We start from the raw sequence: 11,534 nt of genomic DNA on the forward strand, positions 1-11,534 counted from the left end.
CACGGGCACGCGTGAGCACAGACTCATGCACCCGCGGAACGTAGTCTTAGGTGCAGATGTCTCATGTCCTGAAGTGAAACCGGGCATGAGTGGGCGCGACTGGCGACACCTCCATAGTCCGCCAGTACCCACGCTCCGTCAAGCGGTGCGGCCGCGGACCCGGCCCCAAGGCCAGTGAATCATGCCACGTTGCTGGTCTTTACCTGCGCTTATGTTTTCCTTTGCCGGTTTGCACTCGCCCAGTTCGACTGCTTACCGTCGGCCGCGATCGAGCCCGCCTTGATCACGCAAAACGATCAAGGCCGGTGCGGGCGGTGAGCCTCTGGCATCTCGATCACCGTGCGCACGGCGCCGGGTGCTGGTGGCGGGGTATCCGGCGTCGGCGCGACGCCGAACCTACGTACGGCCATACCCTGAACTGCCATTAAATTTCGTGACTTTTGGGACAAGTCGGGCGGCAAATCGGATAAAAGTCGCGTAATTATGTCGCCTACCCGACACGATCTTGTAACTTCGCCAGGCTGTCTCGTTGCCTCCTTCGTGAAATCGACCCCGTCGCAGGAGCACGTCTGTTTGCTCACCGGCGGCGGGTACCCGTTCCGGCGGGACGCGCTGAGCGGGTGGTGCCGCACCCTCGTCGAGGGGCTGCGCCGATTCCGTTTCGATCTGCGGACCGTCACGGACCGCGAACCGCCGTCCGTCCCGGCGTACCCGCTTCCCTTCAACGTCGGCTCGGCCGACGCCGTCCAGGTCGGCCGGAACCCCGGCCGGGAGCGCCGCCGTGGCGACTCCAACGAATCCGGCCGGGGCGCCGCCCATCTGCTCTGCCGGGGGCTGCTCGAGGAGAGTCGCTTCGCCACCGGGCTGCGCGGTCTCGCCGAGATCGCCGCCGACCGCCCCGACCCGCTGACCAACGTGCCCCTCGCCGATCTGCTGATGGACGCCTGGCGCGGGGCGGGCTCGGCCGACGAGCTGACCCTGCCCCGCCTCGGCACCCGGGACGCCCGGACCGCGGCCACGCTGCTCAAACACGCCCTCGGCGCGCTGGCGGTGTCGCTGCCCGAGTCCGACCTGGTGCACTGTGTCGGCGGGACCACCCCGCTGCTCACCGCGCTGGCCGGCCGGTGGCGGACCGGCGTTCCGCTGCTGCTCACCGAGGCCCGGGCGCCGGTGGCCCGGCAGCGGCCGGCCGAGGAGCGGCTGTCGCCGGCGGTGCGGGCGGTGCTGCGCCGGTTCCGGGCCGCGGTGGCCCGCACCGGGTACGCCGAGGCCGGCCTGATCGCCCCACTCAGTGCCTATCACCACGGCTGGGCGCTGCGGCACGGCGCCGCGGCGAACAAGCTCGTCCAGGTGCCCGCCGGGGTGGACCCGTCGGAGTACCCGGTCACCGCCGAGCCGAACACCGAGCACCCGGCCGTGGTGTGGGCCGGCAGCGGCGGGCCGGACAGTGGCCTCACCGCGCTGCTGGCCGCCTTCGAGCAGGTCAAGGCGACCCTGCCGGGGACCGTGCTGCACCTGGTCGGGGTCACCGCGGCACACGAGGATCACTGCGCCGAGCAGATCGAGCGCACCGGGCTGGGCCGGGCGGTGCGCATGCATCCGCTGCCGGCCGACCCGCACGACCGGTACACGGTCGGGCACGTCGTCGCGCACGTGCCCGGGCCGGCCGACCCGCCGTACCGGCTGATCGAGGCGATGATGTCCGGCCGGGCGGTGGTCGGGGTCGATGTCGGGCCGGCCGCCGAGACGCTTGGCGACGCGGGTGTGCTGGTGCAGCCGGACGACCCGGCCGAGCTGGCCATCGCCATCGTCGGGCTGCTGCGCGGGGTCAACCGCCGCCGGCAACTCGGGGACGCGGCCCGGCACCGGGCGCTCACCCACTTCACCAACGACCGGGTGGTCCGGGTCTACGGCGCCCTCTACGCCGACCTGACCGGGCCGCCGCCGGCGCCCGCGTCCGCCTTCGAACTGGCGCTCACCATTCCGGCGCCGCGGACCTCGCCGCCCGCGTCGCTGCTCTGGCTGAACCGGGAGGAACTATGACGGTCAAACCCCGGCGGGCGGCGACCACGACCCGTACGCCGAAGAACCGCACCCGCCGCCGCGCGGTCGGGCACCCGCATGACGGCGTACACGCCAAGCATGCGGCCGAACCGGGGGTCGCGGCACCGCCGATCCCGACCACCGCGCCCGCGCTGCCGCGCAACCACCGGCGGCCCGGTGCGCTCCGCGCCTGCCTGAGTGCCGCCCTGCTGCGTTGTGCCCTCTACCTCGCCCCGATCAGCGTCGGGGTGGCCGGCAGCGGGACCCTGCGGCACGTGGCCTGGCCGGTCCCGCTGGTGACGCTGCTCCTCGGCTGGACCGCCGCACAGGCGCTGACCTGCGCCGGGGCCGCAGTGGCCCGGCGGGCCGGACCGGCCGTCGCCTGCCGCCTGGTGGGTGGTGGATTCGCGGCCGTCGCCGGGCTCTGGTGCGCGCTGGTCTGGATCGCACCGGACCCGATGGTCGGGCCACAGCGCGGGCTGGCCCTGGTGGTCGGGCTGAGCGGGCTGGCCACCCTGGCCACCATCACCGCGGCGCTGGTCACCCGGTCCGAGGCCGCCGCGGTGCGGTGGAGCATGCCGAGCTGGGTGCTGGGCGCGGCGACGGTGGCCGCGCTGGCCGGCAACCCGGTGCCGTGGCTGCCGGTGGGCACGCTGCTGCCGGCCGCGATCGTGCTGCCGCTGGTGCGCGCGTTCCGCCCGGCGATGATGCCGGGTAACCCGCGCCGGAAGTTCGCGCTGACCGGGCCGGAACGGCAGCGGTCCTTCCGCTACCTGGTGATCGGCGCGTCCCAGGCGATCTGCGTGGTGCTGCTCTGGCAGGGCGGGCCGTCCGGCTCGACCGTGCCGTTCTGGCTGCCGCTGCTGCTCGCGGTGCCGATCCTGGAGGCGCTGATCGCCTGGAACATCGGCCAGTTCGGGGCCCGGCCGCGGGGCGTCACCCTGGTCACGCTGACCGGGCTGCTGCCGCCGCTGGTGCTCGGCTGCGGACTCGCGGTAGCCGGGTTCACCGGTGCGCCGGCCGGGGTGCTGGCGCTGGCCGGCGGCACCCTGCTCAGCGGCGTCTTCGCCATCACCTTCCTGCTCGGCGCCCGTGGCCGGACCGGGATCGCCGCCGTCCTGGCGGCCGCTCCCCCGGTCGCCGTCGCCGTCCTCAAGCTCCTACCGCTACCCGCCGCCGGCCCCCTGCCGAACGCCGTCGGCGCGCTCGCCGTGACCCATGCGGCCGGCCTGCTCGTCGTCGCCCTGACCGCCGCCGACCATCGGAGGACCTCGTGAAAACCCTGTTCCCGCCGTACGCCCATCCATCGCCCGAGCTGGCCCTGGACTCCGAGACCTGGATCATCCGGGACCTGCCCGGCGAACGCCGCACCCTGCACCAGTCGCTGGGCCGGGTCGACCTGGACTGGGGCAGCCGGTCGCTGGCCGACGTGCTGGCCGACGTGGACGTCTGGCGCGAGGACGGGGTGGAGGGACTGTTCCTGGACCGGGCGCCGGCCGGGTCGGGCGGGGTCGGGCCGGTGGCGCTGACCGTCCGGCTGGCCGCGCGGCGCGGGCTGCACCGGGTGGTGCTCAACCCGGGCGTGCCGACCCACCCGCTCTACCGGGACCTGGGCACCCGGATCTGCACCTTCGAGGGGCCCTGGTCGGCCTACCAGAGCTGGGACGGGGACGGGGTGCGGTCCGGGGACGGGCACATCGTGCACGGGGTGCCGCCGGCGCTGCTCACCGCGGCCCGGCGGCTGATGGGCCGGCGCGGTGCCGGCTTCGGGCTGGCCACCGACGCCAGCCCGCACGTCAATGCGTACGTGGGCGGGGCTGGCAGCGGGGACAACTGAACGAGGAGCGGTTCATGAACTGCTCGCGCCGGATCGGGGTGCCGCAGCGGTGGCAGGGTTCGCCCTCGCGGCCGTACGCGTTGAGCGACCGGTCGAAGTACCCGCTCTCCCCGTTCACGTTCACGTACAGCTCGTCGAAGCTGGTGCCGCCGGCCACGATGGCCTCGCCCAGCACCTCCCGGACGTGGGCGAGCAGCCGTCGCGCGGCCGGCCCGGTCAGCGCGTCGGTAGGGCGGGCGCCGTGCAGCCGCGCCCGCCACAGTGCCTCGTCGGCGTAGATGTTGCCGACCCCGCTGATCAGCGTCTGGTCGAGCAGAGCCCGCTTGACCTCGGTGTGCTTGCCGCGCAGCCGGGCCACGAACGCGTCGTCGTCGAAGAGCTCGTCCATCGGGTCGCGGGCGATGTGCGCGATCTCGTCGGGCAGTTCGGCGCCGCCGTCGCTGACCGCGAGGCCGCCGAAGGTGCGCTGGTCGACGAACCGGAGCTGCGGCCCGCCGTCGGTGAAGGTGAACCGGATCCGCAGGTGTTTCTCGTCCTCGGCCTCGGCCGGCTGCATCAGCAGCTGGCCGCTCATCCCGAGGTGGCCGACTATCGCGTCACCCGAGTCGAGCGGCAGCCACAGGTATTTGCCGCGGCGGGCCACGTCGACGACCGTGCGGCCCTGCAGCATCGCGATGAAGTGCGCGTCGCCGGGCAGGTGGCGCCGGATCGCGCGCGGGTGGTGCACCTCGACGGTGGCGATCGTCCGGCCGGCCACCCACTTGGCCAGGCCCTGCCGGACGGTCTCGACCTCGGGCAGCTCGGGCACGGCGGCTCCTTCTACAACGTGTAGGGCCAGATGGTGATCATGTAGGCGCCGTACCAGAGGCCGAACGCGGCCCAGGCCACGATCGACAGCACCGCGACCCGGGGGCGGGCGCGGGCCGCGGCGACGGCCGCCGGAAGCAGCGTCAACATTACGGGCAGCAGCAGCCGCGGCTTCGAGTGGTAGAAACCGGCCTGGCCGTACACCAGCACCATGGCCACCACCCCGTAGACGGCCAGCGGCGGCCACGGTTTACTCGCCAGCCCGACCCCGGCCGCGGCCAGCGCGGCCAGCAGGATCAGCGCCACGCTCATCGGGATCCAGCCGTCCCCGGACGACAGGGTCTCGTCGAGGAACTCCCAGGTGCTCCGGCCGTAGTCGAACGAGGTGCCCCAGCCGGCCGTCTGGATGCGGAACCAGGCACTCCAGTCGCCCACCCGCAGACCCACCCAGGCCAGGAACAACGGCACGCCGGCCAGCGCCACCCCGGCGGCCAGCAGCGGTTGCCAGGCCCGCGCCCGGTTCCGGCGCACCGCCATGATCGCGGCGACGGCGAGGCCGAGGGCGGCGGCGGCACCGGTCGGCCGGGTCAGCGCGGCGGCGAAACCGAGCAGGCCGGCCGCCCACCACACCTGCCGGTGCGCGGCGGTGAACATGCCGGCCACCAGGGCCAGGAAGAGTGCTTCGGAGTACGCCATGGACAGCACCACCGACACCGGCGCGCTGCAGCAGATCGCGACCAGCGCCCAGCCGGTCCGCTTGCCGTACAGCGTGGTGCCGAGCAGGTGCAACGCCACCGCGGCGGCGATCGACGCGGTCCAGGCGACCACCAGCGCCGCGGTCTGCGCGGAGAAGCCCACCGCGGCGAAGCCGCGGATGAGCATCGGGTACACCGGGAAGAAGGCCAGCTCATTGCCCTGCAACACCTGGTGGGTGTCATAGGTGTACGCATGGGGGTAGCCGTCGACAGCCACCCGCAGGAACCAGCCCGCGTCCCAGACCAGCAGCCGGCCGCGCAGGCTCGTGCCGTCGTCGGCCGCGGCGCCCAGCCAGACCAGCATCAGCAGTTGCGCGACCCGGGTCAGCGCGAAGATCCCCACCGCGGTGAGCACGCCGCGCCAGGCGCCGGCCGCCTCCCACAGGCTCGGCCGACGCTCCTCGGCCTGCTCAGCCCCCGGCCGTTCGTCCACCGCCACGCTCACTGCTCGTCGTCGTCCGGTTTCTCGGCCTCTTCGACGGCCTCGTTGCCACGATCGTTCAGGGTGCGCCAGGCGGCCGCGGCGGCCCGCTGCTCGGCCTGCTTCTTGCTGCGGCCCTCGGAGCCGCCGTAACGCTCGCCGGCCACCACCACCCAGGCCGTGAAGGTCTTGGCGTGGTCCGGGCCGGAGTCCTCGATCACGTAGTCCGGCACACCCAGGCCGAGCGCCGCGGTCAGCTCCTGCAGGCTGGTCTTCCAGTCCAGGGCCGCACCCCGGCCGGCCGACTCGGCCATCAGCGGGTCGAACAGCCGGTGGATCACCTCGCCCGCGGTGTCCAGGCCGTGCTCCAGGTAGATCGCACCGAGCAGCGCCTCGAGCGTGTCGGCCAGGATGCTCGCCTTGTCCCGGCCACCGGTGGTCTCCTCGCCCTTGCCGAGCAGCAGGTGCGGGCCGAGGCCGTGCGGGCCCAGGCTGCGGGCCACGTCGGCCAGCGCGTGCATGTTCACGACGCTGGCCCGCAGCTTGGCGAGCTGGCCCTCGGGCAGGTCGGGGTGGTTGTGGTAGAGCGCGGACGTGATCACCACGCCGAGCACCGAGTCGCCCAGGAACTCCAGCCGCTCGTTGGTTGGCAGGCCACCGTTCTCGTACGCGTACGAACGGTGGGTCAGGGCACGTTCCAGCAGGGGCGGCTCGAACGGGACACCGAACGCCTCCTCCAGCGGGAGGGTGGACGGCCGGCGGCGCTTATCCATCATGGGACACCTCGTTGTGCGGGATCATTTCGACCATCGCCGCCACCGCGGCGCGACGGTGCAGGTGGGCGGCGAGGGCGATGCCGGCGGCCAGGTCGGGGCCGGAGGCAGCGCCGTGGCAGACGACGACGGTGCCGCCGACGCCGAGCAGGAGGGCGGCGCGGGGCACCTCGAGCGCCCCGGCACCGGGCAGACCCAACCGCGAGTACGCGGTTTCCAGGCCCTTGAGCAGGATGTTTCCGGTGAAACCGTCGGTCACCACGACGTCGGCCGGCTCGCCCGACACGACGTCGTTGCCCTCGATCAGGCCCACGTAACGGGCCCCGGCCGGCAACTCGGCGGTCTCCAGCAACGGCGGGAGGGCGCGCCGCAGCCGGTCGCCCTTGCCCTTCTCGGTGCCGATGGTGAGCAGGCCGACCCGGGGCTCGGCCACCTCGTGCACCACGGCGGCGTAGGCCGCGCCGAGGCGGGCGTGCATGACGAGGGTGTCCGGATCGGTGTCGACCGAGGAACCGACGTCGAGCAGCACCAGGCGGCCGGCGGCGGTGGGAAGGGCGGCGGTCAGCGCGAAGCGGCGGACCCCGGGCCACCGGCCAAGGATGCGGGCGGCCGACAGCACGATGTCGATCGTGTTCCCGGCCGATACGGCGGCGTCGGCCTGACCCTGTGCCACGGCTCGGACGGCAGCGCGTACGCCTGCTCCGGCCTGGTCTTGATCTTGGTCTTCGGGGTGGGTCGCCGGTACGGCGAGCCGGACCAACCGGGCGTGCTCGGCCGGATCGACGGCAGCAAGAATCGCGTCGGCTGCCTCCGGCGGGCCGACGAGCAACAGGTGAAGGGACGGATCGTCCTGGAAGGCGCGCAGAGCGCCGTCAACCACGACGGCGGGAGCATGGTCCCCGCCGAGGAGGTCGACGGCGATCCGCGCGGTCGCCGGCTCCTGATCGGGAGCCGGCGAGCCGATGGTTCGCCGTAGCCCAGGTGCGACCCGCCCGATAGTCGGGCGCGTCACTCCGCGAAGGTCTCAGACCTCGAGGACCTGGCGGCCGTTGTAGGTGCCGCAGACCGAGCAGGCGGTGTGCGGCAGCTTCGGCGACTTGCACTGGGGGCAGGCCACGGTCGCAACCGCGGTCGCCTTCCAGTTCGCCCGGCGGGACCGGGTGTTGCTGCGCGACATCTTGCGCTTGGGGACGGCCACGGTTCCTACTCCTCAGTTCTTGTCAGGTTGCGCAAAGCGGCCCAGCGGGCATCGACTTCCTCGTGGCTGTGATCAGCCGGAAGGTCGTCGAAATGCACCCCGCACTCGGGGCACAAACCTGGGCAGTCCGGCCGGCAGAGCGGGGTGTTGGGCAGTGCGAGCACCACCGCGTCCCGTACCGCCGGCTCCAGGTCGATCAGGTCGCCCTGCATCCGGCCGACCTCGTCCTCGTCGGTTGTCTCCTCGGTGGTGCTGGCCTCGTAGGCAAACAGCTCCGCGATCGAGACGCCGAAGGACTGGTTGATCTCGTTGAGGCAGCGACCGCACTCACCCGAAAGCGAGCCACGGACCCTGCCACTGATGTAGACCCCCTCGGAGACCGACGTGAGCTCGAGATCAAGCTCGACGTCCGACCCCTCGCGGACCGAGATCATCTCCAGGCTGAGGTCCGCCGGTGCCGGGATCACCTGTTTGAGGGCACGCGTCGCACCAGGCTGCCGCGGAAGCTTGGTCGTGTCGACGACAAGCGGCTGCCTGGGGTTGAGGTGACTCTTCGGAGACTTTGGCATGATGAACTCTCAGCCTGTAGGTAGGCCGACGAAAAAGGTTACCTGAGCAGCGGGCGTAGCGTCGAATCGGCCCTCTAGAACGGGAGCGGGCGCTCGCTGTCCTCGCCCTGGAAAGTCCCGATCTCGCGCAGCGCATGCATCTTATCTCGGCCGCGCTCGATCGACGCGAGCGCCCGAGTCAGGAACTGCTCGAAGTTGGCCAGGGCGGTGTCGACGTAGTCGTCGACCTCCTCACGCAGGCGCTGCGCCTCGCCGCGGGCCTCGGCGATGATCCGGGCGCCCTCGTGCTCGGCGGAGACCGTGATCTCGTTGACCGAGACCAGCCGAGCGTGTTCCGTCTCACCCTCGCTGATGATGCGGTCGGCCTCGCGGCGGCCGGCCTCGATGATGCGGTCGCGCTCGTCGAGGACGGCGGCGGCCTTGCGGATCTCGGACGGCAGGGCCGACCGGAGCGCGTCGAGAAGATCGATCATCTCGGCCCGGTCGTACATGAAGTTCGTCCGCGACATCGGGACGGATCGCGCATCCTGGACGCGTTCGATGATCTCGTCGATGCTGTCGAGCGGATCCACCGGTCTCTCACTCCCGTCATCTCGCACCCACGGAGCGTGGTGCGATCACGTTACTGCGTCACCGCCGTCAGTTCTGCTTCAGACGCGCGACCAGCCGCTCGCCGACGAAGTCCGGGACGTACGCCGACGCGTCGCCGCCCCACTTGACCACGTCCTTGACAAGACTGGAAGACAGGAAGGAGTAAAGCGGATTCGTCGGCATGAACAGCGTCTCCACGCCGGACAGGCCGATGTTCATCTGCGCCATCTGCAACTCGTAGTCGAAGTCGCTGACGGCCCGGAGGCCCTTGATCACCACGGCCGCGCCCTGCGCCTTGCAGAAGTCCACGAGCAGGCCGTGGAAGGAGGCGACCCGGACGTTCTCGTACTGCGCGGTCGCCTCGCCCAGCATCTCGATGCGTTCCTCGATGGTGAACAGCCCGGTCTTGGACTGGTTGATCAGAACACCGATGATCACCTCGTCGAACAACCGGCTGGCCCGCCCGACGATGTCGAGGTGGCCGTTGGTGACCGGGTCGAAGGAGCCGGGACAGACAGCTCGTCTCATGATCGGCGACCGTACCAAAGAGTAGTCTCGCCGTAACGTCGGTGGCGGTCGGCAGTGACACCTTCCACCCAGGTCATCGGATCACCCCGGCTGGCCCGCTCGATCGCGATCACCGCGTCCTTCGCGAGCCACTCGTTGGCCATCAGGTCCTGCTGCAGCTCCACGATCTCGTCATCGCCGACGGCGTACGGCGGATCGGCGAAGATCACGTCGTACGGGCCGCCCTCGGGCGGACCGGCGAGCACCGCGGCGACCTTGCCGGTGACGAGCCGGGCGGCCGAACCGACCCGCAGCGCCACGATGTTGTCGCGGATCGTGCGGGCCGCGCGGGCGTCCGATTCGACCAGAAGTGCGTGGGTAGCGCCGCGGGACAGGGCCTCGAGTCCGACCGCTCCCGAACCGGCATAAAGATCCGCGAAACGCACCCCGTCCAGGTCAATCATCGAGTCCAACGCACTGAACAGGGCTTCCCGAACACGGTCCGAAGTGGGCCGAGTGCCCGCACCGGCCGGAGCGGACAGCCGGCGGCCTCCGTGGGCGCCCGCAATGATCCTGGTCATGCGACCTCTCCGGGGTCGTTGGATAGCACCACTCGACGCTACTTCACTACTCACGCAGGGCAATCCTGGAGTGAACAAATCCCCTTCGCCGCACACGCTCGGGAGTGGAGAGATTCCGCTCAGTGTATGGAAGATCACGGATTTGTATCAACAAACTTAACGCCCGCTGAGGCATTTCCCAGCTTCATCTAAGTAGCTAAGGTCATGGCTCGTTGCACGTGGTTACGGCCCCGTGTCGACGACGACGTGGGGAGGCGTCGTCGGCGGCCTCGCCTCCGTCCTGGCGTCGGTCCCTCGCTTCCTCGCAGACCCCTGACCCCAACCCAGGAGTTGGCGTGAACCTGCCCAAAATCAAGCTTCGGCGCTCCGCGACAGTGGTTGGCGGAGCCTTCCTCGGCCTCACCAGCATCGCGGCCTTCGCCGCCCCCGCGCTGGCCTGCCACACCCCGATCTCGCCGGCCAGCACGTGCGTGAACACCGACGGCTCCTGGGAGGTCGTCTGGTCGGTCTCGAACAGCGAGCGGGATCTGCCCGGCACCGTCACCAAGGTCACCGTGACGCCGACCAGCTCGACGGTCACCGGCATCGTGGTCGGCGCGACCGTTCCGAAGAGCCGGGACGGCGTGCTCACCGGCAGCCAGACCGGACTGTCGAAGAACGACAAGTCCGCCACGATCCAGGTGCAGACCAAGTGGGAGACCGGCCGCGAGGGCTTCGTGAGCCAGTCCGACGGCACGGCCTACAAGCCGTCCGGCAAGCACGCCAAGAAGTGCCAGCCGCACACCACCACGCCGCCGACGACGACGCCGACCACCGCGCCGACGACCGCGCCGACCACGGCCCCCACCACCGCGCCGACGACTGCTCCGACCACGGCGCCGACCACCGCGCCGACGACGCAGCCGACGACCACGGCCCCGACCACCGAGCCGACGACGGCGCCGACCACCAGCGCGCCGACCACCACGCCGGCCGGTAGCCCGACGCCGAGCACCACCGAGACCCCCACCCCGGCGAAAGAGCCGCAGTTCGTCTACGACAACAGCTGCGACACCTTCACCGTCGGCCTCGAGGTCCCGAAGGACTGGCCCGAGTCGATCACCGTGACCTTCAAGCCGTCCACCGGCGACTCGAAGACCATCACCGTCAAGGCCGGCGAGACCGGCACTGTCGACTTCCCGGCCTCCGAGGGCCTGACCGTCACGGCGACCCCGAAGGGCTACGAGGACGAGGCCGCCACGGTCGCGTACGAGACCCCGGCCGACTGTGACTCCGAGGGCTCGGGTGGCGGCCTGCCCGTCACCGGTGCCGCCGCGGGTGGCATCGCCGCCGGTGCCGCCGGCCTGCTGGCCGTCGGTGGTGGCCTGTTCTTCATGGCCCGCCGCCGCAAGGTTCGCTTCACCGCCTGATCGCTGATCTGAATAACAGAAAGGCGCGCTGACCCCTGGGGGT

13 protein-coding genes are annotated in these 11,534 nt (G+C 71.4%); 4 read left to right on the top strand and 9 right to left on the bottom strand.

Features of this window, described 5'->3' with window-relative positions; translation table 11 throughout:
• The first annotated feature begins 540 nt into the window (after positions 1 to 540).
• From Ate02nite_RS06645 to Ate02nite_RS06655, 3 genes are read left to right on the top strand one after another with little or no spacing between them, the layout of a single operon-like run.
• On the top strand, positions 541 to 2,043 hold the full coding sequence (locus Ate02nite_RS06645) for a DUF3492 domain-containing protein (protein WP_203800563.1): 1,503 nt from the start codon (positions 541 to 543) through the stop codon (positions 2,041 to 2,043).
• Positions 2,040 to 3,320, top strand: a complete 1,281-nt coding sequence (locus Ate02nite_RS06650) for a hypothetical protein (RefSeq protein WP_239147169.1) — start codon at positions 2,040 to 2,042, stop codon at positions 3,318 to 3,320. Before Ate02nite_RS06645 ends, Ate02nite_RS06650 begins: the two co-directional genes overlap by 4 nt.
• Positions 3,317 to 3,880 carry a spherulation-specific family 4 protein gene (locus tag Ate02nite_RS06655; RefSeq protein ID WP_203800565.1) on the top strand — a complete coding sequence of 188 codons (564 nt, stop codon included), beginning with the start codon at positions 3,317 to 3,319 and terminating at the stop codon, positions 3,878 to 3,880. Before Ate02nite_RS06650 ends, Ate02nite_RS06655 begins: the two co-directional genes overlap by 4 nt.
• On the opposite strand, the gene mutM is transcribed toward Ate02nite_RS06655, so the two are convergent.
• From mutM to rsmD, 9 genes are all read right to left on the bottom strand, one after another.
• Positions 3,840 to 4,688 carry a bifunctional DNA-formamidopyrimidine glycosylase/DNA-(apurinic or apyrimidinic site) lyase gene (gene mutM, locus Ate02nite_RS06660; protein ID WP_203800568.1) on the bottom strand — a complete coding sequence of 283 codons (849 nt, stop codon included), beginning with the start codon at positions 4,686 to 4,688 and terminating at the stop codon, positions 3,840 to 3,842. The two genes, Ate02nite_RS06655 and mutM, sit on opposite strands and share 41 nt — an antisense overlap.
• Positions 4,689 to 4,699: 11 nt before the next feature.
• Complete coding sequence (locus Ate02nite_RS06665) at positions 4,700 to 5,881, bottom strand: mannosyltransferase family protein (protein ID WP_239147170.1); 1,182 nt, start codon at positions 5,879 to 5,881, stop codon at positions 4,700 to 4,702.
• A 2-nt stretch (positions 5,882 to 5,883) separates the two neighbouring features.
• Positions 5,884 to 6,639, bottom strand: coding sequence for a ribonuclease III (rnc, locus tag Ate02nite_RS06670; protein WP_203800572.1), 756 nt, complete (start codon positions 6,637 to 6,639; stop codon positions 5,884 to 5,886).
• On the bottom strand, positions 6,629 to 7,600 hold the full coding sequence (locus Ate02nite_RS06675) for a phosphate acyltransferase PlsX (protein ID WP_239147176.1): 972 nt from the start codon (positions 7,598 to 7,600) through the stop codon (positions 6,629 to 6,631). Before Ate02nite_RS06675 ends, rnc begins: the two co-directional genes overlap by 11 nt.
• Positions 7,601 to 7,660: 60 nt before the next feature.
• Positions 7,661 to 7,834, bottom strand: coding sequence for a 50S ribosomal protein L32 (gene rpmF / locus Ate02nite_RS06680; protein WP_203724382.1), 174 nt, complete (start codon positions 7,832 to 7,834; stop codon positions 7,661 to 7,663).
• A gap of 5 nt (positions 7,835 to 7,839) precedes the next feature.
• Complete coding sequence (locus Ate02nite_RS06685) at positions 7,840 to 8,403, bottom strand: YceD family protein (RefSeq protein ID WP_203800577.1); 564 nt, start codon at positions 8,401 to 8,403, stop codon at positions 7,840 to 7,842.
• 74 nt (positions 8,404 to 8,477) lie between these two features.
• Positions 8,478 to 8,975: an ATP synthase subunit B family protein gene (locus Ate02nite_RS06690; RefSeq protein WP_203800578.1), complete on the bottom strand. Its 498-nt coding sequence runs from the start codon at positions 8,973 to 8,975 to the stop codon at positions 8,478 to 8,480.
• A gap of 67 nt (positions 8,976 to 9,042) precedes the next feature.
• Positions 9,043 to 9,522: a pantetheine-phosphate adenylyltransferase gene (coaD, locus tag Ate02nite_RS06695; RefSeq protein ID WP_203800580.1), complete on the bottom strand. Its 480-nt coding sequence runs from the start codon at positions 9,520 to 9,522 to the stop codon at positions 9,043 to 9,045.
• Positions 9,519 to 10,082 carry a 16S rRNA (guanine(966)-N(2))-methyltransferase RsmD gene (gene rsmD, locus Ate02nite_RS06700; protein ID WP_203800587.1) on the bottom strand — a complete coding sequence of 188 codons (564 nt, stop codon included), beginning with the start codon at positions 10,080 to 10,082 and terminating at the stop codon, positions 9,519 to 9,521. Before rsmD ends, coaD begins: the two co-directional genes overlap by 4 nt.
• A gap of 335 nt (positions 10,083 to 10,417) precedes the next feature.
• On the opposite strand from rsmD, the gene Ate02nite_RS06705 reads away from it, so the two are divergent.
• Complete coding sequence (locus tag Ate02nite_RS06705; protein WP_203800590.1) at positions 10,418 to 11,491, top strand: LPXTG cell wall anchor domain-containing protein; 1,074 nt, start codon at positions 10,418 to 10,420, stop codon at positions 11,489 to 11,491.
• Positions 11,492 to 11,534: the final 43 nt, after the last annotated feature.

This window comes from Paractinoplanes tereljensis, from assembly GCF_016862435.1.
Taxonomy (GTDB): domain Bacteria; phylum Actinomycetota; class Actinomycetes; order Mycobacteriales; family Micromonosporaceae; genus Actinoplanes; species Actinoplanes tereljensis.